Source organism: Catellatospora sichuanensis, assembly GCF_007483665.1.
Lineage (GTDB): Bacteria > Actinomycetota > Actinomycetes > Mycobacteriales > Micromonosporaceae > Catellatospora > Catellatospora sichuanensis.
Genome location: NZ_VIQO01000026.1, coordinates 168,888 through 192,592, shown reverse-complemented (window position 1 = coordinate 192,592; position 23,705 = coordinate 168,888). Strand labels below are relative to the sequence as shown.

At 73.0% G+C, this 23,705-nt stretch carries 18 protein-coding genes; 6 read left to right on the top strand and 12 right to left on the bottom strand.

Annotated features, from left to right (window positions below):
- Nucleotides 1-121: 121 nt before the first annotated feature.
- A complete protein-coding gene (locus FLL47_RS32660; RefSeq protein ID WP_144126468.1) occupies nt 122-619 on the bottom strand; it encodes a DUF6232 family protein in 498 nt (165 codons plus the stop codon).
- Nucleotides 620-836: 217 nt separating this feature from the next.
- On the opposite strand from FLL47_RS32660, the gene FLL47_RS32655 reads away from it, so the two are divergent.
- The gene (locus tag FLL47_RS32655) at nt 837-1,187 is read left to right on the top strand and encodes a DUF2203 domain-containing protein (RefSeq protein WP_144126465.1); all 351 of its coding nucleotides are present in this window, start codon (nt 837-839) and stop codon (nt 1,185-1,187) included.
- 180 nt (nt 1,188-1,367) lie between these two features.
- Here the strand turns inward: FLL47_RS32655 and FLL47_RS32650 are convergent, their stop codons facing one another.
- The 5 genes from FLL47_RS32650 to FLL47_RS32630 all read right to left on the bottom strand — a co-directional run bounded on the left by FLL47_RS32650 (nt 1,368) and on the right by FLL47_RS32630 (nt 9,125).
- Complete coding sequence (locus tag FLL47_RS32650) at nt 1,368-3,662, bottom strand: putative bifunctional diguanylate cyclase/phosphodiesterase (protein WP_144126463.1); 2,295 nt, start codon at nt 3,660-3,662, stop codon at nt 1,368-1,370.
- Entirely contained in the window at nt 3,659-4,885 is a 1,227-nt protein-coding gene (locus FLL47_RS32645) for an FIST signal transduction protein (RefSeq protein ID WP_144126461.1), read from the bottom strand. Before FLL47_RS32645 ends, FLL47_RS32650 begins: the two co-directional genes overlap by 4 nt.
- 103 nt (nt 4,886-4,988) lie before the next feature.
- Nucleotides 4,989-6,674: an aspartate-alanine antiporter gene (gene aspT, locus FLL47_RS32640; RefSeq protein ID WP_246158950.1), complete on the bottom strand. Its 1,686-nt coding sequence runs from the start codon at nt 6,672-6,674 to the stop codon at nt 4,989-4,991.
- 54 nt (nt 6,675-6,728) lie between these two features.
- A complete protein-coding gene (locus FLL47_RS32635; protein WP_144126459.1) occupies nt 6,729-7,217 on the bottom strand; it encodes a hypothetical protein in 489 nt (162 codons plus the stop codon).
- A 165-nt stretch (nt 7,218-7,382) separates the two neighbouring features.
- Nucleotides 7,383-9,125 carry a VWA domain-containing protein gene (locus FLL47_RS32630; RefSeq protein ID WP_246158949.1) on the bottom strand — a complete coding sequence of 581 codons (1,743 nt, stop codon included), beginning with the start codon at nt 9,123-9,125 and terminating at the stop codon, nt 7,383-7,385.
- 199 nt (nt 9,126-9,324) lie between these two features.
- On the opposite strand from FLL47_RS32630, the gene FLL47_RS32625 reads away from it, so the two are divergent.
- Nucleotides 9,325-10,152 carry a hypothetical protein gene (locus tag FLL47_RS32625; protein WP_144126457.1) on the top strand — a complete coding sequence of 276 codons (828 nt, stop codon included), beginning with the start codon at nt 9,325-9,327 and terminating at the stop codon, nt 10,150-10,152.
- A gap of 120 nt (nt 10,153-10,272) precedes the next feature.
- On the opposite strand, the gene FLL47_RS32620 is transcribed toward FLL47_RS32625, so the two are convergent.
- Entirely contained in the window at nt 10,273-11,169 is an 897-nt protein-coding gene (locus FLL47_RS32620) for an ADP-ribosylglycohydrolase family protein (RefSeq protein ID WP_144126455.1), read from the bottom strand.
- A gap of 45 nt (nt 11,170-11,214) precedes the next feature.
- Nucleotides 11,215-12,621 (bottom strand): hypothetical protein, encoded by a 1,407-nt coding sequence (locus FLL47_RS32615; RefSeq protein ID WP_144126453.1) that lies wholly within the window; start codon nt 12,619-12,621, stop codon nt 11,215-11,217.
- Between the two features lie 179 nt (nt 12,622-12,800).
- Here FLL47_RS32615 and FLL47_RS32610 point away from each other — a divergent pair, with 179 nt between their 5' ends.
- Nucleotides 12,801-13,907, top strand: a complete 1,107-nt coding sequence (locus tag FLL47_RS32610; protein WP_144126450.1) for a sulfite oxidase — start codon at nt 12,801-12,803, stop codon at nt 13,905-13,907.
- A gap of 70 nt (nt 13,908-13,977) precedes the next feature.
- Here FLL47_RS32610 and FLL47_RS32605 read toward each other — a convergent pair whose 3' ends face one another.
- The 3 genes from FLL47_RS32605 to FLL47_RS32595 form a co-directional block, all read right to left on the bottom strand.
- Nucleotides 13,978-16,032: an MMPL family transporter gene (locus FLL47_RS32605; RefSeq protein WP_144126448.1), complete on the bottom strand. Its 2,055-nt coding sequence runs from the start codon at nt 16,030-16,032 to the stop codon at nt 13,978-13,980.
- Nucleotides 16,033-16,259: 227 nt separating this feature from the next.
- Nucleotides 16,260-16,913: a response regulator gene (locus FLL47_RS32600; protein WP_144126446.1), complete on the bottom strand. Its 654-nt coding sequence runs from the start codon at nt 16,911-16,913 to the stop codon at nt 16,260-16,262.
- Complete coding sequence (locus FLL47_RS32595; RefSeq protein WP_144126444.1) at nt 16,910-18,325, bottom strand: sensor histidine kinase; 1,416 nt, start codon at nt 18,323-18,325, stop codon at nt 16,910-16,912. Before FLL47_RS32595 ends, FLL47_RS32600 begins: the two co-directional genes overlap by 4 nt.
- A gap of 169 nt (nt 18,326-18,494) precedes the next feature.
- Between FLL47_RS32595 and FLL47_RS32590 the strand changes: the two genes are divergently transcribed.
- The 3 genes from FLL47_RS32590 (at nt 18,495) to FLL47_RS32580 (ending at nt 22,150) form a co-directional block, all read left to right on the top strand.
- Nucleotides 18,495-18,755, top strand: a complete 261-nt coding sequence (locus FLL47_RS32590; RefSeq protein ID WP_144126441.1) for a Prokaryotic metallothionein — start codon at nt 18,495-18,497, stop codon at nt 18,753-18,755.
- 249 nt (nt 18,756-19,004) lie between these two features.
- A complete protein-coding gene (locus tag FLL47_RS32585) occupies nt 19,005-19,208 on the top strand; it encodes a hypothetical protein (RefSeq protein WP_144126438.1) in 204 nt (67 codons plus the stop codon).
- A 131-nt stretch (nt 19,209-19,339) separates the two neighbouring features.
- Nucleotides 19,340-22,150, top strand: coding sequence for an ATP-binding protein (locus FLL47_RS32580; protein WP_144126435.1), 2,811 nt, complete (start codon nt 19,340-19,342; stop codon nt 22,148-22,150).
- A gap of 112 nt (nt 22,151-22,262) precedes the next feature.
- Here the strand turns inward: FLL47_RS32580 and FLL47_RS32575 are convergent, their stop codons facing one another.
- Complete coding sequence (locus FLL47_RS32575; RefSeq protein ID WP_144126432.1) at nt 22,263-23,474, bottom strand: cytochrome P450; 1,212 nt, start codon at nt 23,472-23,474, stop codon at nt 22,263-22,265.
- Nucleotides 23,475-23,705 lie beyond the last annotated feature (231 nt).

Here is a 23,705-nt window from a genome sequence, read left to right as displayed (position 1 = left end):
GGCGGCCGCCTCACCTGGCGCAACTCTTAATGACATGCGGCCTCGGCAGGCCCGTGAGACCGCGACTCGTCAAGAGTTGCGCCAGGGTGTTGCGCCAGGGTGGGCGGCGGGTCGGGCAGGGTTATTGGCCGAGGGCGCGTTGGAGGGCTCGGTAGATCTTGCCGAAGCGGGCGGCGTCGTCGATGCGCAGCAGGAGGACCTGGGTGCCCTGGGTATCGGCCCAGACTTCGTAGATGGCGTTGCCGCGGTCGTAACTGTCGTCGATGCGGTGCAGCGCCCACTCCCACAGCAGCGGCACCAGCCCGAGCACCAGGAGCAGCACCGCGACCAGCAGGAGGGTGTCGCGCGGGAACGGCAGTCTGCCGAGCGCGGCGGCGACGCGGGACTCGCCGTAGGCAGATGCGATCAACCCGACCAGTGCGACGAAACCGGCGAAGGCTGACAGGATCATCAGAAGGTTGAGGATCCCGCGGCCGGCCGTGCGGCGGCGTACCTGCCAGTCCGGGCGCTCCTGGCGGTGCCAGACGTAGCGCAGTTCGGAGAGGCGGAACCGGCGGTCCTCGACCTGGACGTACGTCGAGGTCACCGCCACCGTCTCATCACGATAGTAGGTGATCACGACCCCTCCGACGCTTCAGCGTTGTATTAGGATCGCGCAGAGTGACCAAGTCGTCCGTGAGTGAATCCGGCCCGCCCTCGATCCTTCGACTTGCCAGGCACCTGTGCGTATGTTGGTCCCGCTTTCGCCCACCTGCCTGGCAAGTCGGATGACCTTGACCCGCCGGGCGGTGTCGCCCCGGTGCCGTGAGCTGGTGCGGGGTCGACATACTGGGGTGATGTTCACCCTGGACGAAGCGCGCACCCGGCTCGCCGCACTGATGCCGCAGCTCGAAGAGCTGATCGGCGTACGGGCCGACCTCGCCGAGCTGCGCGCCGATCTGGACACCGGCGGGCACAGCGAGCTGGGTGGGCTGGCCGAGGCCAAGGCCCTCGAAGCGCGGCTCTACGCCGCGCTGGAGGAGATCGCCGACCAGGACATCGAGGTCAAGGGCTTCGCCCCGCTGCTGCTCGACTTCCCCGGTGAGCACGACGGCCGCGCGGTGCGCTGGTGCTGGCTGGAAGGCGACGAGGGCATCGACTGGTACCACCGCAGCGACACCGGCTTCGCCGGCCGCCGCCCCTGCTGATCACCTAGCCCCGAACCCCCGTCACCGCCGACGGGCCGCCGCAACCGTGCCGCCCGACGCACCGCCGCCCGACGTACCGCCACCCGACGCACCGCCACCCTCGCGTAGACGGTGGCCTATCTCATCGAATCCGATCGACGAAAATTCGATGAGATAGGCCACCGTCGATCAGAAAACGAGTCAGTCGGCGCGGTGGGCGCGGGCGGGCATCTGTTCCTGGGGGCGCAGCAGCAGGCCCGCCTGGGCGGCGGGGAGCGGGCGGGACAGCAGGTAGCCCTGACCGAGGCGGCAGCCGAGGGAGCGCAGGGTGGCGCGCTGGTCCTCGGTCTCGATGCCCTCGGCGATGGCGACCAGCCCGAGCGAGTCGGCGATGGCCAGGATGGCCCGCACGATGCTCAGGTCCAGGTGGCCGCCGCCCGCGCCGGTCACGCCGCTGACGAAGGACTTGTCGATCTTCAGGATCTCGATCGGCAGCCGCTTGAGGTAGCTCAGGTTCGAGTACGCCGTGCCGAAATCGTCGAGCACCAGGTGCACCCCGGCCGCGCCGAGCGCACCGGCGTATTCGGTGACCTCGTGGCGCAGGTAGCTGTGTTCAGTGATCTCCAGCCAGATGTCGGCGGGGTGCAGCCCGGCGGCCCGGATGACGTCCAGCGTGCGCTCGGCGGCTCGAGCCTGGTGCAGCTGCACGGGGGAGAGGTTCACGCTCATGCCCAGGCCGCGCCCCTCGGGCAGGCGGTGCCACTGGGCGAGCTGTCGGCAGGCCTGCGCCAGCACCCACTGGCCGATCTCGACGATCGCCCCGGTCTCCTCGGCCAGCGGGATGAACACGTCCGGCGGCACCGTGCCGTGGTGCGGGTGGGTCCAGCGCAGCAGCGCCTCGAAGGCGACGATGGCGCGGCTGTCGAGCGCGAAGATCGGCTGGTACGCCAGGTGCAGCTGCCCGCGCGAACGGGCCAGCGGCAGCTCGGAGCGCAGGTCGAGCCGGTCGCGGGAGCGGTGCGAGGCGTCCTCGTCGAACACCTCGACCTGGCCGCTGCCGCGGGCCTTGGCCACGTACATGGCCGCGTCGGCGTCGCGCAGCATGGTGCTCGGGGTGGCCTGGCCGCGGATGCCGAGCACGCCGCCGATGCTGGCCGAGACGTGCACCTGCTCGCCGCTGACCACGAGCCGGTCGTCCAGGTCGGCGCAGACCCGGGCCCCGATCTCGGCGACCTCGGACAGTTGCTTGACCCGGTCGAGCACGATGACGAACTCGTCGCCGCCGAACCGGGCGAGCAGGTCGTCGGGGCGTACGCTGCTGCGCAGCCGGTCGGCGACCTGCATCAGCAGCTCGTCGCCGGCCTCGTGGCCGAGCAGGTCGTTGACGGCCTTGAACCCGTCGAGGTCGCAGAAGAGCACGCCGATGCGGGTCGGGTCGTCGGTGTGCAGCAGCGTGTCCAGGTGCGACACCAGCGCGCTGCGGTTGGCCAGGCCGGTGAGCGGGTCGCGGGTGGCCCGGTCGGCGAGCGCGCGATACAGCTCGGCGTTGGTCAGCGCGACGCCGAGGTAGTTCGCGAAGATCGTCATGATCTCGAGGGTGCCCTGGGCGAATGGCCGGGGGCGTTCGCGTCCGGCGCACAGCAGCGTGGTCGCGCCGTTCTCCCGGGAGACGGCGACCTTCAGCATCTCGGGCAGCCCGGTGTCGCAGGCGGGCAGGTCGTCGAGGCTCTTGGCGGCGACCGGCCAGGCGGCGGTGAGCTCGGGCGGCAGGCCGCGGTGGGCGCGCAGCTGCCCCTGGCCGCCTTCGACGGTGACCACCCAGGCTCGGTCCGCGTCGGTGAGCCGGCGCAGCAGCTCGGCGGCCTCGTCGAGCAGCGGCTCCACCGCCAGGTGGCGGGCCAGCAGGTGGCCGTAGTGGGCGAGCTGTTCGATGGTCGCGTGGCGCTCGCGCTCCTCCAGCGCCATGTGCAGCCGGGCCGCGACCGAGGTCAGCATGCGCAGGTCGGCGACGGCAAAGGGCTGGTCCAGGCTGCGGAACAGGATGAGCAGGGTATCGGCGTACGGCTCGGTCGACAGCGGGATCCAGGCGGCCGACCGGATGCCCAGTCCCGCCACCGAACCCGGGGCGTCCTCGCCGGGCACGTCGCCGTGCAGGGCGGTCGGCTCGGTGGTGGCCAGCGTGCGGCGTGCGGCCTCGCCCACGGGCCAGCCCTCGGCGTACGCAGGGTCGTCCTCGGGCAGTCCGCAGGACCCGGACACGACGAGCCGGTCCCCGGTCACCCGGGCCATGCAGACGACGTCGGCGAAGAAGGCGTCGGACAGCACGTTCAGCATGTCGCCGATCAGCTCCGCCGATCCGGCCGGGCGGCCGAGCAGGTCGAGCAGCTGAATGAGTCGCGTGGTGTCGCGGTAGGCATCGCGGGCGGCGTCGACGGCCTCGGCAAGCTGCCGTCTGAGCTGCTCGGTCTCGCTGTCGGCAGGCACGGCGGCGGTCACAGCGCGATCGCGGTCAGGGTCGCGTTGTGGTATCCGGCGACGCGGGTGGTCCGGGCGAACTCGCCGTAGGTGTAGAAGCCGAACGTGGCGACGTCGCCGGCGGCGTCCTGGATCAGCGCCGCCTCCTCGGCGCCCTGCTCGGCCAGCACGTCGAGGCGGGCGACGCAGCTGAACGCCAGCAGCACCGACGCGTCGTGGCCGGCCAGGCTCCGGCGGACCACGTCGCCGGTGACGCGCAGCAGGTCCTCGGCGCGGCAGGACACGATCTGCACCGGGGCGTACAGCGGCAGCGGGCTGAACGTCTTGAGCAGGCCGTCCTCGTCGATGTACGCGCCGCGCACGAGCTTGCTGCCGTCGGGCTGGATGAGCCCGAAGGCGTACGCCGACAGGTAGCCGGGCGCGGGTTTGATCAGGCCGGGGCGTTCGAAGTTGACGTCGTCGTGGAAGTGCTCGCGGAACACCTCGACGGCGTTGCGTCCGGCGATCTCGTGGATCACCAGGCCGTCGGACTTGGTGACCAGCAGCGGCAGGCCCACGTCGTGCCAGCCGTGCTCGGCGACGACCGACAGCGGCGTCGGCGAGGCGATCCAGACGCCGGTGGCGCCGCCGTCGGTGAGCACGTTGTCGTTCTCGAACACGCAGGTGCGGATGAGCAGGCGGTCGTCGCCGGCGCTGCCGCCGACCACGGGCACCGGCGCACCGACCACCTTGTGTACGCCGTTGAGCAGCTCCTGCTGGTGTCCGGCCAGTCCGGTGGTGAGCAGCAGTACGGCGGCGTGCGGGGCCGTTCCCGGCCCGGCGGCGGCGCGGGCGGCTCGGGCCAGGCGCTGGCCTGCGTCGTCGCCGTCCTCGGTGACGCCGGTGACCGAGGCGGTGCCGAAGCGGTACGGCCCGGCGGACAGCGCGAGCACGGACACCCCGAGGCCGGGGTTGATCAGCCTGCCGTCGTGGAACTGCCCGCTGGTCGTCGCGCCGACCAGGGGTGCCTTGCCGGTGGCCCGGCGCACCGCATGCAGCAGGGCCACCAGGTCGTAGGAGACGGAGGCGTACATGACGATCAGTGCCGGGGCCGCACCGTGCAGGCCGGCCAGGGCGTCGGCGGAAGCTGCACGCCCGGCCTCGGCCGCGTCGGCGGCGTCGCTGTAGCCCACGCCGACGCGCAGCGGCTCGGTCGTGGTGGTGGCGGTCCGCTCGGTCCGGCCCGCGGGATCGTCGACAGTCATGATCACTCCCGGTACCCGGTGCGGACCCGTGCGGGCCGCCTGACCTGGCACTTCACAAAGCGACCATAACGCGCTAACCGGGCAGGCTGCCAAAGATCACGCCTCATCGCAGCGCCCCCGCCAGGGCCACGATCAGCGGCCCCAGCAGCGGCAGGAGCACCGCGGAGAAGGCATAGACGATGGTGTACGACAGCAGCGGCGTGGTGTTGCCCGCCTCCTTGCGCACCGCGTCGACCGCGGGCGTGCTGCACTGCTGGCCCGCGATGCATCCGGCGACCAGCGGGGCGGGCAGCTTCATCAGCCGGGCGCCCACCCACAGGCTCAGCAGCGCCGGGATCACCGTGACCAGCACAGCGATCACCGGCAGCAGCACGCCGTACCGCTCGAGCAGGGTGATCGCGGCCGGGCCGGCGCTGAGCCCCACCGCGCAGACGAACGTGGCCAGCCCGAACTGCTGGATCACCTGGGCGGCGGCGGGATGGTACTGCCCGTAGGTGGGGTGCCGGGCCCGCAGCCAGCCGAAGAACAGGCCGCTGAACAGGCAGCCCCCGCCGATGCCGAGGGACAGCGGCACCCCGCCCGCCGGTACGGACAGCTGTCCGACCAGCATGCCCACCACGACACCGAGCGCGATGAAGCTCAGGTCGGCCTTTACCGCCGGGTCGATCCGGACGCCCAGCAGCGGCGTGTACGCGTCGAGGTCGTGCGCCGCACCGGTGAGCCGCACCGTGTCACCGGTGGTGATGTCGGTGAACGGCTTGATCGGCAGTTCGTGCTCCATCCGGGACAGGCCGGTGACGAACACCCCGCGCGGCGGGACCTGCTGGTGCAGCCGTTCCAGCGTCCAGCCGCGAAAGCGCGGATCGGTGATGACGACCTCCGCCACGTCCAGGCTCAGCGGGTCGCCTCCGGTGCCGAGCGTTTCCGGCCCGATCAGCTGCTCCGCCTGCAGCAGCGCCTCCCGCCTGCCGACCACCACGAGCCGGTCCCCGGTCCGCAGCACCATGCCCGGTTCGACCGGCGTGATCTCGCCACCGCGACGCAGCCGCTCCACCGCCGCGTCCGGACCCAGCGCCTCCGCCAGCTGCGTCAGAGTGCGCCCGTGGGCTGCCGTGACCTCGTACACCCGCCCCACGATGCCGGGCACCGCCTGGGTCGTGCTGTCCGACCGCTCGGGCTCGCCGCCCAGCTCGCGCCACAGCGCGCGGGCCTGCTCGCGCAGGTCGACCCGCATCAGCATGGGCACGAACTGGCTGGTGAACAGGATGAGGGTGACCAGGCTGAAGATGTACGCGATCGAGTACGCGGTGGCCAGGTTGGACTGCAGCTCGCGGACCCGCGCGGGGCCGACGGGCAGCGCGCCGATCGCCTCCCCGGCGGTGCCGAGCACCGACGACGACGTCGTCCCGCCGGCCAGCAGCCCGGCCGCGGTGCCCTGGTCCAGCCGCAGCGCCACGGTCGCCACGCAGACCAGCGCGACCAGCGTCACCACCTGGATCACGGTGAAGACGGCATACCGCAGCGCCTTGCGGTTCAGGCTCGCGAAGAACGAGGGTCCGGCCAGATAACCCAGCGTGAAGATGAACAGCGCGAACGCGACGTTGCGCAGCTCCGGGCTCAGGGTGACGTCCAGCATGCCGACGGCGAGCGCGACCAGCAGCGTGCCGGCCACCCCGCCGAGCGTGATCTTCCAGAAGTGCACCCGGCCCAGCGTGAATCCGGCCGCCAGGCAGCCGAACAGGGCCAGCCCGGGGATGCTGCGCAGCAGGTCGCCCAGCCAGTCGAGCACCCCGTACCCCCGCCCCGTGAGTTCACCTCATATTAGGACAAAGGGCGCTCGGGGCTACGGCATCTCCACCGTCTCGGCCCGCATGATCTCCGCGAAGGCGGCCGCCAGATACGGGTCCAGCCGCCGGTTCGAGATCGTCAGCAGGTATGCCAGCAGCACCGGCGCGTGCCAGGCGAGCAGCCGCGGGTCGGGCCGGGCCGCCCCGTCCTCCTGCTGGTGCACGCCCAGCGCCCCGGTCAGCACCACGACCAGGGTGTCGACGTCCAGCTCGCCGGTCCACGACAGCGTCTCGCGTGCGCACTGCTCCAGCACGTCCTGGATGTCCTCGCCGGCCAGCCCGTCCGGGTGCAGGTCCTCCAGCAGCGAGCGGACGACGCTGCCGAGCACCAGCCCGACGTGCTCCGAGTCGGCCGCCGCCAGCCGGTCGGCCGCCTCACGCAGCCCTTCGGCGTCGCGCACCCGAGCGGCGTCCACCGCATCCACCGCTGCCTCGGCGATCCCCCGCGCCACCCCCGGCAACCGCCGCAGCTCCTGACTCAGCATCCCCGGATACTCCCACGCCCCACCGACCGCCCGCCTCGCCTCTCGGGCCGCAACTCTTGAAGACCTGCGGCCTTCGGGGTGATCCGAGGCCGCAGGCCTTCAAGAGTTGCGCCGGGTGTGGGCGTGGGTGTGAAGGCGGCCGGGAGGGGCCGCCCCCCTGGTGGGTCAGCTGGGCTGGCCGGAGCGGAGGGAGATGGCCTTCAGGAAGATCTCGCCGATCTTGGCGGGATCCTTGGCGGAGAAGACGCCGCCGCCGGTCACCTTGGTGATCTTGTTGAGCGGGTCGGTGCTGACGTCGCCGATGGTGAGGATGACGACCTGGATCGGGCGAGCCGGGTCGGCGATCTCCTTGAGCTTGGCCAGCAGCGCATCGTGCGAGATGCCGTTGTTGTCGTCGTTGTCGCCGTCGGTCATCAGCACCACGGAGTTGACCCGGCCGGGATCCCAGTCCTTCTGCACGGTCTGGTACGCGGCCAGGATCGTGTCGTAGAGGCCGGTGTCACCGGTCGGCTTGGGCTGGATGGCGGCCAGGGTCGACAGCATCTTCGTACGGTTAGACGACAGCGGCCCGATCGGCATCAGCTGCTTGTAGTCCTTCTTGCCGTCCAGCTCGGTGGAGAAGGTCCACAGGCCGACCGCCCACGAGTCGTCGAACAGGCCCAGGCCGCGCCGCGCCGCCTCCAGGGTGACCTGGGCACGGGTCGCACCGCCAGCGGTGGCGACCTGCTGCAGCATCGAGCCCGAAACGTCGATCACGGCGAGCATGCGCGCCGGCAGCGTCACGGCCACCCAGGTGGACAGCAGCCGCTCGACGGCGGCCGTGGTGGTCGCCGCGGTCGGCGAGGCGGCGGGCGCCGGGGCGCCCATCACCTCGGGAGCGCCGCGCGGGGTCGTCGCGCCGGTGCCGAAGCCGCCGTCCGGCCCGCGCAGGCCGATCTTGGCGAGCCGGTCCCGGAACGAGGGCGTCTGCAGCGCCTCCAGCAGGCGGGCCGCCGTGGCCTGGCGCTCCGGCTCGATGCCGGGCATGACCGCGTACGGGTAGTCCAGGGCGATCGGCGCGGGCTCCAGGTAGAGCCCGGCGAGCGGCACCGGCGGCTTCGCCGCGTTGTATGCGATGACGGCCTGCTCGGACAGCGGGGCCGCGCTCAGCCCGGAGGCGATCGCGGCGGGGTCGTTGGCGCGTGGGAAACGCGCCAGCACGTCCTGCCGCAGCGCGGAGCGACCCGCCGCCAGGGTGCGCAGAGCGCCCGTCGTGGCGGCCTGGGCGTTGGACGACGTGCTCGCCGCCGACGCCATGGCCAGCAGGCCGGACAGGCCGGCGGAGTCGCGGGTCGGCTCGACGATGCCGACGTGCAGCTTGGTGCCGGCGGTCATCTGCTGGAGCAGGGCCGGCCAGGTCAGCTTCGCCGTCGGCCAGCCGAGGCTGGTCGCGGCCGGCTCCGGCATGGCCACCACGACCGGGCTGCGCGCAATCGAGGGCGACTCCTGGACCGCGGTGTTGGGCGCGGCGGCGCTCACCCGGGCCAGCCAGGTCGCGGAGTCCGGGATCCAGACGTCGGGCACCTTCGTGCTGCCGCTGGGCTGACCCACGCCGGTCAGCGAGAGCCCGCGCAACGCGGCCACCGCGGCCGCGACGTCGGCAGGGTCGGCCGCGGTCACCTGGACGGCGATGCAGGCCCCGTCGATCTCGGCCTTCTGCGCGGACAGCGCGGCGGCCGTCTCCTGCAGCGCCGGCGCTATCTCCGCGGGCGCGGCCACGGTCAGCGGCGCCTCCCCGGAGCAGCCCGGCTCGGCGAGCTGGCGATAGACGAGGAAGGCACCCGAGACGACCAGCGCGACCGCGAAGACTGCGGCGATGGCGCTGGTGACGGGGTGGATACGGCGTACGTTGCGATGGCGGCCCGGCACAAGAAGCTATGTTTCGTCAACATGAAGGCGTCTCGCCACATACGTTCGGACGAATGTTACCGGGAAGGAACTTGTCACATCGGCCTTGTGTACTGCCTGATCACCGCTAACCCGGCGGAAAGATCACCCGTTACTCCTTCTGGCGGACAGGAATTCATCCCGTCCCGTCCCATTCCCCGGGACCCCAGGAGGTGCGCCGATGTGGGCGTCACGACTGCGAGCTTCGACCGTGCGGCGCGAGGACGACCCCGTGTCCGGCTCCGGTGGGCTCGCCGTCGAGGAGCTGCCGTACGCCGAGGACGCGCCGCATCGCGCCCGGCACGGGGCTGACCTCGACCCGGACGAGGAGACGGCACTCGCCGAGTCCTACGACCGGCAGGTGCGCGGTGGCCGCCGCCGGCGCGCGTACGCCGAGCCGGACGACACCGGACCCGTGGCCGGCGAGCAGTGGGACGACCATGCCGGCACGGCAGACCTGCCGGACGCCCGGCCGGAAGCCGAGCCGTGGGATGGGCATCCGGAGGCCCAGCCCTGGGACGGGCAGCCCGCCGCAGACCAGTGGGACGGGCGGCCGGAGGCCGAATCCCACGACGGACGGACCCGGGAGTCGGCCGGACGGCCCGCGGGCGTCGAGCTGACCCGGGCGCGGCTGCTCAGCTTCACGCCATACCAGCCCAAGCGGGACCGGTTGTGCACCGACACCGCGTCCCTGCTGCGGCCGCTGGTCCGGGCGGGGATCATCGACACCTGGGCCACCGACCACAGTTACCCGTCCCACCGGGCGTGGAAGCTGCTGCCGTCCCGGCTGGCGATGCCGCGGCAGCTGCCGCTGGACGGGTACGTCGAGCCCGACGGCGGCATCACCCTGCTCCCGCTGCCCGAGGCCTACGACGAGCCGCCGATGAGCATGCTCGACTGGGTCATCGACTGGACCGCCGCGGGCCGCCTGGACAGCGGCTGGTGGACCACCGCCGTCCACGTCACCGCCTCCGCCGGCCTCCCGCCCACGGGCACCCTGCGCCCCTGACACCGCCCAGGCCCGACCAGCCTCGGCCACCCGCGCCATGATCGCCGTTCCGTGCCGAAACCTGCGGTCAGTCCCCAGGTTTCGACCCGAAACAGCGAACACGGCCGTGGAACGTGGCGGTCAGCCTGCGGTGGCGACCCAGGTGGGGAGCGGCTCGCAGGCGTCGAGCCAGGTGGCGGGCACCTCGTCGAGGCCGGTGCGGGCGGCCACGATGCCGCCCACGATGGCGCAAGTCGTGTCGATGTCGCCGCCCGCCGACGCGGTCGCCCACAGTGCCTCGCGCAGGTCGTCGAGGTGCCGCGCGGCGCACCACACGGCGTACGGCACCGTGTCCGGCGCGGAGATCCGCAGGCCGCAGCCGACCTCGCCGGCCACCCAGGTCGGATGCCTGTCGAACGGCAGCCGGGCCACCCGGCGCAGCCCGGAGGCGACCTCGCCGTCCGGGGTGCGGGCGAGGACGGCTTCGATCAGCTCACCGGCGGCGATTCCGGAGACCGCCAGGGCAGCCGCCACGCCGACCGCGACCGCTCCCGCTGCCGCCTCGGGGTGGGCGTGGGTGACCTCGGCCGAGGCGTGGGCCTGCGCGACGACCCGGTCGAGTTCGCCGGAGAACCAGGCGCCCAGCGGTGCGACCCGCATCGCCGCGCCGTTGCCCCACGATCCCTGACCGCCGAACTGCCGCCCGGTGGCCGCGCGCCAGGGCTCGCCCTCGAACACCGCGCGCAGCACGCCGTGCATCGACGGCCCGTAGTTGCGGTACGGGTCGGCGTCGTACGCGTTCGCGAAGGCCGCCGCCAGCGCGTCCTGCTCCACCTCGCCGTGCTCGGTCAGCACGCGGACCAGGGACAGCGCCATCGCGGTGTCGTCGGTCCACGGCCAGGGTCCGGAGCGGACCTGCCGCTCGGACAGCAGCCACTCGAACTTGTCGGCAGGCTGGAAGAACCAGGTCTCGCCGAAGGCGTCGCCCAGGGCCAGCCCGCGCAGCGATCGCAGCGCCGCGGCGCGGTTCGGGGTCATCCTTCGATGATCTCGTGCTCCGCAATCGGATTCCGCCGCCTCGGGTCACGACACAGGGCGGCGGGCCTCGTCCTGGATGTCGCGGCGGATCCGGTCGACGGCCCGGGACAGGCCGAACAGCAGCAGCAACACGACGGCCAGCGCGCCGGACAGGCCGGGCAGGGTCAGCGGCACGTCGCCGCCGTAACCGGTCGAGGTGGCGGCCTCCATGGTCAGCAGGCCGAGGGCCTGCCCGGCGAGCAGCACCGTGCCGAGCCCGAGCAGCGCCGAACCGGCCACGTCGACCGGCGCGCCCGCAGCGGTGCGCAGCACCCGGGTCAGCCCGGCGGCGAGCGCGAACCCGGTGCCGGTCGCGATGAGCACGGCCGACGCGTACCCCCAGGAGGGGCCCTGCCGGTAGGCGACGGCGCTGACCGCGATCCCGGCGCCGGCCAGGCAGATGCCCAGCGCGTCCGCGGGCAGCCACCGGTCGGCGTAGACCGCCGCGGCGACGCCGAGAGCCGCCGCGGTGAGGGCCGCGAGCAGCATCAGGTACGGAGCCGACGGCAGGTACAGCGCGCGGACCAGGCCCATGTGCAGCGGCGCGGCGAGCGCAAGGCAGAGCACCGTCCACCGGGCCAGGTCCGCGCGCCCGCGGCGGTAGGCGTACCAGGTCAGCACGAGGCCGACCGCGACCGCGACGGCGAGCATGCCGTAGCGGGCGAGGTCCTGCACGAAGTCGATGCGCCGCTGAGAGGCGAGGCCGTCGCGGCTGAGCCGCAGGCTGTCGACGGTGGCGGCGAGGGCGGCATTTCCCGCGTACAGCACGGCGGCGGCGACAGCGGTCGCGACCGCCGGACCCCACACGCTCGCGGTCGGCGACGCGGCGGGAACGGGACGGGACATCGCGGCGACGGCCGCGGCCACCGCGAGCGCGAGCGCGATCCCGGGCAGGTAGATCTCCGGGGACAACGCGTCGGGATCGTAGCCGCGCGGGGCGAGCAGCAGGACGACCGACGAGGCCAGCACGAGTCCGGCGGTGAATCCGCCCGCAGTCGCGAGCCGCCCGGCGCGCGGCTGCTGCCCGGCCGCGAGCAGCAGGCCGCCGCTCATGACGCCGAGTCCGGCGGCGAGCAGTGCCTGCGAGGCGACACCGCCGCCCGCGCCGCCCGGGGTGGCGAACTGCAGGCCGGCCAGGGTCAGCAGCGCCCCGGCCGCGCTGACCGCCCAGCCGCTCAGCCGGGTGATCGCGGGGACGAACCCGGCGGCGAGCACGGTCAGTGCCGCCGCCAGCGCGGTGACGCCCGGCTCGAACGCGCCGACGGCGAGTTGTGCTCCCGGATAGCCGGCGAACAGTCGCTGCGGCATCGCGGCCAAACCCCAGCGGGTCAGCACGATGCCGGCGGCGCAGGCGGCGAGCCCGGCCACGACGACGGTTGCAATAGACTTCTGTCGATCAGATTCCCCGTTCATGACGGGTGATCGTGCCACAGTGCATCGCGCCGTGCCGCCCCGTGCGAACCCCGTGGACGCCGCCCGGGCCGTCCGCGGCAGCCAGGGGCGACCGCGGGCGTCGACGGAACGCGGATACCGCGCCGTGATCAGGGTGGGGCGGGTTCCGTGCCGCCGGGGTCAGGGGTGATGCTGGTCGGGTGGACACGACCCTGAACGACGTCAGCCGCCCCGGTCGCCTGGCCGAGCCGGACGAGGGCATCAGCGCCGAGGAACTCGCGCTGGCCGCCCGCAACCACGGCATGCCGCTGGAGGCGCTGCGCTACGACGTGACCCCGGCCGGGCTGCACTACCTGCTGATCCACTACGACATCCCGTACGCCGAGGAGGCGTCCTGGCAGGTCGCGGTCGGTGGGCTGGTCGACCGGCCGTCGACGCTGGACCTGGCGGCGCTGCGGGCGATGCCGGCGCGCACGGTACGGGTGACCATGGAGTGCGCGGGCAACGGCCGGGCCCGGCTGCTGCCCCGCCCGGTCAGCCAGCCGTGGCTGGTGGAGGCGGTCGGCACCGCGGAGTGGACCGGCGTGCCGCTGCGTGACGTGCTGGCGGCGGCCGGGGTCGACCCGTCCGCGGTCGAGGTGGTGTTCACCGGCGCGGATCACGGCGTGGAGCGCGGTGTCGAGCAGGACTACCAGCGCAGCCTGCCGGTGGCGGAGGCGCTCGGTGAGGACGTGCTGCTGGCGTACGAGATGAACGGCTCGCCGCTGCTGCCGCAGCACGGTTTCCCGGTGCGGCTGGTGGTGCCCGGCTGGTACGGCATGGCGCACGTGAAGTGGCTGCGCGAGATCACGCTGGTGGACCGGCCGTTCGAGGGTTTCCAGCAGGCGGTGGCGTACCGGGTGCGCCGCGACGCCGAGGATCCGGGCGTGCCGGTGACCCGGATCGCGCCGCGGGCGCTGCTCGCCCCGCCCGGTTTCCCCGATTTCATGTCCCGCGCCCGGGTGGTGCGCCCGGGACCGGTGCTGGTGCAGGGACGCGCCTGGTCCGGCCGGGCCGCGGTGACCTCGGTGGAGGTCAGCGTGGACGGCGGCGAGACCTGGTCGGCGGCCGAGCTGGAGCCGGACACCGGTCACCGGTGGGCGTGGCGGCGCTTCACGTACGCCTGGGACGCGGTGCCGGGCCGGCACCTGCTGACCGCTCGCGCCGTCGATGCGCTGGGCGGGGTGCAGCCGGTCGACCAGGCCTGGAACCGCGGCGGCTTCGCCAACAACGCGGTGCAGCAGGTCCCGGTGGCCTGCCTGGACTAGAGGGCCCTCGCGGGGACGGTTAAGAAGGGCACCTTCTACAACGCATAGCGATGTGAAGGTGCCCTTCCTTTCAGGGGTGGCGGGGCCACCAGGTGCGGGGGCCAACGTGGTGGACGAGGGCGGGGACGAGGAGGGTGCGGACGACGAAGGTGTCGAGGAGGACGCCGATGCCGACGAGGATGCCGACCTGCATCATGAAGACGACCGGCATCAGGGAGAGCACCGAGAAGGTCGCGGCGAGCACCACGCCGGCGCTGGTGATGACGCTGCCGGTGACCGCCAGGGCTCGGGTGACGCCCTCGGCGTGGCCGTGTACGGCGACCTCTTCGCGGGCCCTGGTCATCAGGAAGATGGTGTAGTCGACGCCGAGCGCGACCAGGAACAGGAAGCCGTGCAGCAGCACGGAGCGGTCGATCGCGGGGAAGCCGATCGCGTGGTAGACCAGCGCGGCCGCGCCCAGCGCCGCGCCGAAGGACAGCAGCACGCTGCCCAGCAGGAGCAGGGGCGCGACCAGGGAGCGCAGCAGCACGATCAGCACGCCCAGCACCACCGCCAGGATCAGCGGGATGAGCAGGCGCAGGTCGGCGTCCATGGTGGTGTTCTCGTCGAGTTCCTGCGCGGTCGCGCCGCCGACCAGGGCCGACGGGTCGACGGTGTGCACGGCGTCGCGCAGCCGCAGCACGGTCTGCTCGGCCCGGTCGCTGGAGGGCGGGTCGGCGAGCACGATGCGCAGCCTGGTCCAGCCGCCCGCGAGCGACGGTTCCGCCTCGCCGACCTCGGCGACGCCGGGCAGGGCGCGCAGCGTGCCGGTGACCCGGTCCGCGTCGGTGGTGTTGGTGTACACCTCGGTGGGGTCGCCGGAACCGGCGGGGAAGTGCTGGGCGAGAGCCTCGAAGCCGCGTACCGAGTCGGGTTTGGTCACGAACGACTCCGACTGGCGCAGCCCGGTGTCGAGGGTGGTCGCGCCGAGGCTCAACGCGGCCAGTCCGAGCGCGGTGAGCATCCAGATCGGACGGGCGTGCCGGGACACGAACCCGGCGGTGCGCGCCCACAGGCCCGGTGCGCGGGCCGGCTCGGCGGTGTCGCGTACCGTCGGGATCAGCGGCCAGAACACCCGCCGCCCGCACATGACCAGCAGGGCCGGCAGCAGTGTGGTCATCGCCAGCAGCGCCGAGACGATGCCGAGCGCGGCGACCGGACCCAGCCCGCGGGTGGAGTTCAGGCCCGCGGCGAGCAGGGTGAGCAGCGCCAGGATCACCGTGACGGCGGACGCGATGATCGCGGGCAGGCTGTGCCGCAGCGCCAGGCGCATCGCCTGCCGGTGGTCGGCGTGGCGGGTCAGCTCCTCGCGGTAGCGGGAGATCAGCAGCAGCGCGTAGTCGGTGCCCGCGCCGAAGACCAGCACGGTGAGGATGCCCGCGCTGGCCCCGTTGACGACCAGGCCGAGATACTTCGCGCCGAGGTAGACCAGCGCGCTCGCGAGCTGGCTGGCGACGCCGACGGTGAACAGCGGCACCAGCAGCAGCACCGGGCTGCGGTAGGTGAGCAGGAGCAGCAGCGCGACCACGCCGACGGTGACGGCGAGCAGCGTGGTGTCCAGCGAGTCGAAGGCGGCGTCGAAGTCGGCCCCGGCGGCGGGTCCGCCGGTCAGCCACGCGCCCAGGCCCACGGGCAGGCCCTCGGCCAGCACCGATCCGGCCTGGTCCAGCACCGGGCCGACGGCGTCCTCGGCCGTCTGCTGCGGGCTGAGCGGCACGGTGACCAGCAGCGCCGCGCCGTCCTGGGACGGGATCGGCGGGGGCACCGGGCCCGCGGCGAGGGCGGCCAGCGCGGTGGCGTCGGCCGCGGCCGCGTCGCGGTCGGCGGTGGTCAGGCCGCCGTCGCGGGCGTACACCAGCAGCAGCTGCTCCGGTTCGGCAGCCGGGAACTCGCGTTCGGCCAGTTCGAGGGCACGGGTCGACTCGGCCGAGGCGGGCAGCCAGGAACTGAGGTCGTTGGTCTCCACGTCGCCGGTCTTGGCGAACATGGTGGCGGCGACGGCGATGAGCAGCCACGCGGTCAGCACGGACCACGCGGTGCGGCGGCCGGCGGGGGCGGTGGCGATCCGCTGCCAGGCGGAGGACATGGGCGGGCCTTCCTCTTCGGGTCAAAGAACCCGGACAGGCTCGCGCCCCGCCTGCGTCGCGCACATCAGCGTGCGCGCGTATCCCCGCCTACGTTCCCCCGCGCCCAGCCGTGCGCGGCAGGCGCAAGATCGTCCGACCTGCCTGGCACCTGTGCGTATCTTGAGCTCGCATTCGCCCAGGTGCCTGGCAAGTCGGACGATCAAGGATCCGGACGATCAGGGGCGGGTCAGGGGTGGGGGATGGGGAGGCCCGATTGGTAGGCGATGACGACCAGTTGGGCGCGGTCGCGGGCGTGGAGTTTGATGAGGGCGCGGCTGACGTGGGTGCGCACCGTGGCGGGGCTGACCACGAGGCTGGCTGCGATCTCGTCGTTGGACAGGCCGGTCGCGACCCAGCCCACGATCTCCCGCTCCCGCTCGGTGAGCAGGTGCAGATCGGGGTGTACGCGTTTCGGCGGGGCCGCGCCCGGCGTCGCGCCGAACCGCTCGATGACCCGGCGGGTCACCGTGGGCGACAGGAGCGAGTCTCCGGCGGCGACCACCCGCACCGCGCGCAGCAGCTCGTCCGGCTCGGCGTCCTTGGTGAGGAAGCCGGACGCCCCGGCCCGCAGCGCCTCGAACACGTACTCGTCCAGCTCGAACGTGGTCAGCACGATCACGCGGGTGGGCCCGTCGAGGCGGCGCAGCACCTCCAGCCCGTCCATGCGCGGCATGCGGATGTCGAGCAGCAACACGTCCGGCCGGTGGGCGGCGACGAGATCCAGCGCGCCGATCCCGTCCTCGGCTTCACCGACCAGTTCAAGATCGGATTCGCAGCTGAGCAGGGTGCGCATGGCCAGCCGCAGCAGCGCCTGGTCGTCCGCGAGCGCGACGCGGATCATGCGACCCCGCCGGGGACCGGGCGGGCGGTCCGACGCCCGCCGGACAGCGGCTCGCCGGCAGTGGGCCCGGCAGCGGCCACGCCGGAGAGCGGGTCGCCGGCAGTGGGCCCGGCAGCGGCCACGCCGGACAGCGGGTCGCCGGCAGTGGGCCCGGCAGCGGCCACGCCGGACAGCGGCTCGCCGGCCGGAGGCCCGTCGGGGTGGGCCACGACGGGCATAGGCTCGGCCGACAAGGACTCGCCGGGCTGGGGCCCGGCGGGCAGCGGACGCGGGTCGGGGGCGTCGCCGTAGGGGATCACGGCGTGCACGCGGAAGCCGCCGCCGGGCATCGGGGCCGCGTCGAGGACGCCGTGCAGGGCGCGGGCGCGTTCGCGCATGCTGTCCAGCCCGGAGCCGCCGGGCAACGGGGCACCGCCGCGGCCGTCGTCGGTGATGGTCAGCGCGACCCCGTGCGGGCCGTAGGCCACGTCCACCGTGGCCTGCCGGGCCGCGGCGTGGCGCAGCACGTTGGTGAGGGCCTCCTGCACGATGCGGTATCCGGCCAGGTCGACCGCGTGCCGGACGGGCCGGGTCGGGCCGTGCAGGGTCAGCCGGACCGCGAGCCGGTCGGAGGTGGTCGCGGCGACCAGTTCGGGCAGCAGGCCCAGCCCGGCCGCGGGTCGGTCGGGGGCGGGGCACGCGCCGGTGAACGCGGACAGGGTGACCCGCAGCTCGTCCAGGGCGGCGGTGCTCGTCTGGCGGATGGCCCGCAGCGACTCCTCGACCTGCGGCGCGGTGTCCGGCCGGCGGCTGAGCACGTGCAGCGCCGCGCCGGCGTTCATGCTGATCACGGCGAGGCTGTGCCCGACGACGTCGTGCACCTCCTGGGCCATGCGCAGCCGCTCCTCGTACGCGTGCCGCCGCCGCTCCTCGAGAGCCGACTGCTCCATCGACACCCGCCGCATGCGCACCGCGATGCCGGTGACCAGCGGGGTGGCCAGCCAGAAGGTGGTGGTGATCAGGTTGAACAGCAGCCCGTCGGGCTCGTTCTCCACCCATCCGCTCAGCCAGAGGTAGACCACGACGAGCACCGCCGTGACGGGGACGGACCAGCGGGTGTCCCGCCAGGCCGCCAGCGAGTACACGGTGATCATGACGTAGGCGAAGACCGGTCCGTAGGGGTAGCCGACGCCGATGAACACGGCGACCACCGCGAACGTGGTCACACAGGCGAGCACCGCCCAGCGGCGGCGTACGGCCAGCGCGAGGGCGCCGAGGGCGAGCAGCGCGAACGCGGCGGCGTCCAGGCGGATCCGGTCGGGCTGTTCGCTCTGTGTCGGCCACGAGCAGCCGATCACCAGCACGCCGGTGACCAGCGCGAACATGGCGTCGTAGCGCTGGGGGTGGGCGGCCAGGCGATGGAGCAGGTGCACAGGGCGAGGTTACGGAGTCCGGCCGCCCGGCCGCATCCGCGCGGGGGCGTACGTCGAGCTGCGTACGCGCTGATCACGCTGGTGGCCTGGGCAAATGGGTCGTTTTGCCGCTAACCCATGGTGATTGACCCGACACTGTTCATGGATACGCCGATGGGAGGGATTGTCTGTGGGCACGTGTGAGGTCTGCAAGAACGACTACTGGCTGTCGTTCGAGGTGCACACCGCGGGTGGCGCGGTGCACGTATTCGACTCGTTCGAGTGTGCGGTGCACCTGCTGGCGCCGGTGTGCGAGCACTGCGCCACCAAGATCATCGGACATGGGGTCGAGGTGTCCGGCCACTTCTACTGCTGCGCGCACTGCGCCCGCTCGGCCGACGCGCGGGAGGGTTTCAAGATCCGGGACGCCGTCGGCGTGCACCCGGGCTGAGCCCGCCGCGGACCGTGATCGGGGCTCCGTTCCTGCCGAAACAACGGCATGAACGGAGCTTTTCCTATAAAACAGGAATGAGTCGGGCGCGCAGTACCGCCGGGTGGCGGATGTTTCGGTCTGCCGGGTGCCGGATCGTGGATGTCACGGAAGCACCGGCGCCTCTACGGCCGCGTCAAGCGGGTCGAGCGGAGGCACGCGGTCCTCCGCACCGATCATGACGACGAGCCGGCAGCTGGGAGATGATGCATGTACGTCACCGCGGACCACGCGCTGTGCCTGATCGACCAGGCCGTCGCCACCGGCCGCGACGCCGGCTCGCTGCGCTCGGCGATCCGGGCGGCGTTCGCCAGCAACGCCCCCGTCGAACACATCGCCACCCGTGCCCGCACCTCCATCCATGACGTGCTCACCGTCGTCAACGAGATGTACGCCGGACGCGCGGACCACTGACGTTCCTCGCACCCATCCCACCCCACCCCGGACACGGTGTGTCCCCGGCCCGCCCCCGCGGGAGCACAGGGACACCCCACGTTCGGCCCCATGGCGCCGCCTGGGACATGCCTCACGACTAGGCTTGTTCCATGGCGGCGCCTGTTTTCGTGGGCCGCGAACCCGAGGTCGGTCGACTGCGCGCGCTGGCCCGGGCGGCGGCAGCCGGAACCGGTGCCGCGGTCCTCGTCGAGGGCGAACCCGGCATCGGCAAGACCAGCCTGCTGGACATGGCCGCAGCGGAATGCGGGCGGCTGGGCATGCGGGTGTGCCGCGGCGCGGCTGAGGACCTCGAACAGCAGCTGCCCTTCTCCGCCATCGGCGCGTGTCTCGGCCTGCTGGTCGTCACCGACGATCCGGCCCAGGCGAAGGTCGCGCGGCTGCTGCGCGGCGAGGGCGTGCTGGCGCTGAGCACGGCCGCGGCCAACCACCAGCTCGCGGTCACCGAGGCGATCCTCGATCTGGTCGACGCCTGGTGCGCGGCGGGTCCCGTGGCCGTGATCGTCGACGACGTGCAGTGGGCCGATCCGGCCAGCCTGGTGGTGCTGCACCGGCTGGGCCGCGGTATCGAGGAGTACCCGCTGCTGGTCGCCGTCGCCACCCGGGCCGCCGGCCGCACCGAGGCCGCGGGGCTGCTGCGCAGCCTGCAGGCACGCGGCGCGGACCTGGTCGAGCTGGCCGCCCTGCCGGACGCCGCGGTGACCGCGCTGGTCACCGACCGGCTGGGCGCGCCGCCCGGCCCTCGGCTGGCCCGTCTGGTCGCCGACGCGGGCGGCCACCCGTTCTACCTCACCGAGCTGCTGGCCGCGCTGACGCGCGAGGGCCGGATCAGGGTGGCGCGCGGCAGCGCCGAGCTGCCCCCCGACCCGGCCGAGGCGGGCATGCCGCGGTCGCTGCTCGACATGATCCTGCGCCGGCTGGCCTTCCTGCCCCGCAGGGAGCGCGAGACGCTGCAGCAGGCCGCCGTGCTGGGCCGCACCATCGATGTGGCGGAACTGGCCGCGGTGCTGGAGATGCCGGTCATGGCGCTGTCGGAGATCATGTTCGCGGCGCTCGACGCCGGCGTGGTCGTCGACGCCGGGCGCTACCTGGAGTTCCGGCACGCGCTGATCCGTGAGGCGCTCCGCGAGGGAGTCCCCGAGCAGATGCGCACCGCGCTGCACCTGCGTGCCGGGCAGGTGCTCACCGCGTCCGGGGCCTCCGTCGAGCGGGTCGCCGAACACCTGGTCGCCGGCACCACGCTGGACGCCGCGACGCTGGACTGGCTGGTGGCCTCCGCCGACGAGCTGATCACCAGAGCGCCCGGCGCGGCGGTGCGGCTGCTGCGCCGGGCGCTGGCCGCGGTCTCCGAGGAGCGTGCCGGTGAGCTGCGCTTCCAGCTGGTGCGGGCGCTGATCTGGGAGAGCAGCCTGCGCGCGGCGGAGCAGGAGGCCCGGGAGGCGATCGGGCGCGACCCGGACCCGCACCGGCGCAGCGCGCTCCACTGGCTGCTGATGGACACGCTGTTCCGGCAGGGCCGACAGGCCGAGGCGGTGCAGGCTGCGACGGTGGCGCTGGCGGCGGCGGACCTGCCCCCGGCCGACGTCGGGCGATTCCACGGGTTCTGCGCCAAGTGCCGGTTCTTCCTGCGCGAGCACGAGGCCGCCGCGTCCGCCGCCGCGCTGGCGATCGAGTACGGCGGGCGGGCCGGTGACGGGTACTCGGTGGGATTGGGCAGGCTGGTGCAGGCGGGACTGCGGTTCGTCGAGGGAGACATCGGGCAGGGCCTGGCCCTGAGCGAGCAGGCCATCGCCGACCTCGGCCAGAGCGTGCTGCCCGACATGCCCGCGGGGCAGTGCGTGCTGCGCGGCTACTGCCTGCTGCAACTGGACCGGCTGGACGAGGCGGAGCAGGTGCTGGCCGACGCGCTGGAGAGCAACCAGCGCTACGGCGGGCCGTACCTGACGCTGATCCACGCGCTGCGGGCGCAGCTGCGCTTCCTCACCGGGGCCTGGGACGACGCGCTCGCCGAGATCGAGGCGGGGCTGGAGTATCCGGACCCGCTGGGCGACGAGCCGTGGCTGCGCGGCCTGTGCAGGCTCATCGCCATCCACCGCGGCGAGCCGGCGCCCGATGCCACGATCGTGGCACAGGGCCAGGGCGGCTCGGCCGAGGCGCAGTACGTCTACCTGGACACCTGGGCGCGGGTGCTGCAGGAGGAGCCCGCGCGGGCACAGCACTCGCTCGACCTGCTCTTCCCGTTCTGGGAGCATGCCTCCGCGCTCGAACACCTGCCGCACCGCGTGATGTACCACATCTGCCCCGACCTGGCCCGGCTGGCGGCCGCGGCGGGGGACCGGGACCGGGCTGCCGCGCTGGTCGCCAAGACGGAGGAGCTGGCCGCCGCGCAGCCCGCGGTGAGCCTGACCGCGACCGCGTCGCTGTGCCGGGGACTCGCCGAGGGCGATGCGGGCATGCTGCTGGCCGCCGTGGAGTCCTACCGTGCCTGCGGCTGGCGGCTGTACGAGGCGCAGGCCGCCGAGGACGCCGCGGTGGCGCTGGCAGCACGGGGCGACCTCGAACCGGCGCGGGCCGCGCTGACCCGGGCGCTGGACCTCTACACCGCGATGGACGCCAGCCGGGACATCTTCCGAGCCGACGCGCGGCTGCGCCGGCTCGGGGTGCGCCGCGGCCGGCAGGGCCCGCGCAAACGCCCCAAGCACGGCTGGGAGGCGCTCACGCAGACCGAGCACCGGGTCGCGCTGCTGGTCGCCTCCGGGATGTCCAATCCCGACATCGCCGCGCAGCTGTTCCTGTCCCGGCGCACGGTGCAGTCACACGTGTCGAGCATCCTCGCCAAGCTGGGCGTGCACTCCCGTGTGGAGCTGGCCGTCAGCGCCCATCAGCGCACGGGCACGGCCTGACCCGCGCCGCGGTGATCGTCGGACCCGCCTGGCACCTGTGCGTATCCTGCGCCCGCTTTCGCCCACCTGCCGGGCAGGTGCGACGCTCAGGTGAGCGACGGCGCGGATGGGCTCAGGACCAGCCCACGCGCAGGGGCAGGACGCGGGCGCCGGTCATCATGCGCGGGTCGTAGAGCTGCACGCCGTCGTCGACGGCCAGGTCGGCGCAGCGCCGCAGCAGGGTCTGCACGGCGATCCGGCCCTCCAGGCGGGCCAGCGGCGCGCCGATGCAGAAGTGGATGCCGTGGCCGAAGCTCAGGTGCGGGTTCGGCGTACGGGTGATGTCGAAGGTGTCCGGCTCGACGAAGCGGGCGGCGTCCCGGTTGGCCGACGCCACCCACAGCATCAGCACCTTGCCCGCGGGCACCGGCCGTTCCCCGACCGTGGCCGCGGTGGTGGTGAGCCGGGCCAGCCGGGGGAACGGCGCGCGGTAACGCAGCACCTCCTCCAGCGCCGGCGCGACACGGTCCGGGTCGGTGCGCAGCGCCGCGGCCGCGCCGGGGTTCGCGTCCAGGCAGAGCACGGTGTTGGTGAGCAGGGTCGTGGTGGTGATGTGCCCGGCGATGAGCAGCACGCCGAGGAAGCCGACGATCTCCTCGTCGGTGAGGTGCTCGCCGTCGACCTCGGCTTCGATCAGCGCGTTGGTGAGGTCGTCGGCCGGGTTGGCCCGCCGGTGGCGGATGTGCGCCAGCAAGTAGTCGATCATGCCCCGCAGCCGCGCGCCGGCCTGCTGCATCATCTTCTCGTCCGGGATCACGGTGTCCGGCACCTGCGCGTTGAGCAGCTCGTCGGCCCAGCGCCGGAAGACGTCGCGATCGCTGGCGGGCACGCCGATGAGTTCGGCGATCACCGTCACCGGCAGCGGGTATGCCAGCGCCTGCACCAGGTCGACGCGCTCCTGCCCGGCGACCTGGTCGAGCAGCTCGTCGGTGATCGTCTCGATGCGCGGGGCCAGCCCGGCGACTACCCGCGGGGTGAACGCCTTGCTCACGATGCGGCGCATCTTGGTGTGCTGGGGCGGGTCCATGCGCACGAAGTTGCCCCGGCTGAACAGCTCGATCTCCTCCTGTGGCGGGACCAGCCCGGTCAGGTCGGAGGAGAAGGTCGCCGGATCGGAGAGCACCTTCTCGATGTCGGCGTACCGGAAGACGTGGTAAGCCCCGTAGTGCTCGTCCCAGCTGACCGGGTCGCCCTCGCGCATCCGCGCGAACCAGTCCAGCACCTCGTCCAGTTGCGCGGGCACCGTGGCGAAGCCCGTGCTCTTGTCGACCGTCACCACAGCCATCACTCCCCGTCGATAACTTTGTCATCTTAGCGGGGCACCAGAGCTGATTTGCCGGAATTGACGAACCGGTGTGCCACTCGCGCCGGCCGTCGCATTCATGACGCGGGGCGCTTGTCTTACCATTTGTCATGGTCGATGGATGGCGGCCCGCTGTCAGGGAGATCTGCCGCGACGGGCCGTACCCCGAGTTCGGAATGATCGTGAGTCGTAAATGGAAGATCCGACGGCAAA

What these genes read in the sequence shown, in the direction of transcription:
- FLL47_RS32655 (WP_144126465.1), top strand. Translation starts at nt 837, where the DNA reads ATGTTCACCCTGGACGAAGCGCGCACCCGGCTCGCCGCACTGATGCCG.
- FLL47_RS32645 (WP_144126461.1), bottom strand. Translation starts at nt 4,885, where the DNA reads ATGACTGTCGACGATCCCGCGGGCCGGACCGAGCGGACCGCCACCACC.
- FLL47_RS32635 (WP_144126459.1), bottom strand. Translation starts at nt 7,217, where the DNA reads ATGCTGAGTCAGGAGCTGCGGCGGTTGCCGGGGGTGGCGCGGGGGATC.
- FLL47_RS32625 (WP_144126457.1), top strand. Translation starts at nt 9,325, where the DNA reads ATGTGGGCGTCACGACTGCGAGCTTCGACCGTGCGGCGCGAGGACGAC.
- FLL47_RS32620 (WP_144126455.1), bottom strand. Translation starts at nt 11,169, where the DNA reads ATGACCCCGAACCGCGCCGCGGCGCTGCGATCGCTGCGCGGGCTGGCC.
- FLL47_RS32615 (WP_144126453.1), bottom strand. Translation starts at nt 12,621, where the DNA reads ATGAACGGGGAATCTGATCGACAGAAGTCTATTGCAACCGTCGTCGTG.
- FLL47_RS32605 (WP_144126448.1), bottom strand. Translation starts at nt 16,032, where the DNA reads ATGTCCTCCGCCTGGCAGCGGATCGCCACCGCCCCCGCCGGCCGCCGC.
- FLL47_RS32600 (WP_144126446.1), bottom strand. Translation starts at nt 16,913, where the DNA reads ATGATCCGCGTCGCGCTCGCGGACGACCAGGCGCTGCTGCGGCTGGCC.
- FLL47_RS32585 (WP_144126438.1), top strand. Translation starts at nt 19,005, where the DNA reads ATGTACGTCACCGCGGACCACGCGCTGTGCCTGATCGACCAGGCCGTC.
- FLL47_RS32580 (WP_144126435.1), top strand. Translation starts at nt 19,340, where the DNA reads ATGGCGGCGCCTGTTTTCGTGGGCCGCGAACCCGAGGTCGGTCGACTG.
- FLL47_RS32575 (WP_144126432.1), bottom strand. Translation starts at nt 23,474, where the DNA reads ATGGCTGTGGTGACGGTCGACAAGAGCACGGGCTTCGCCACGGTGCCC.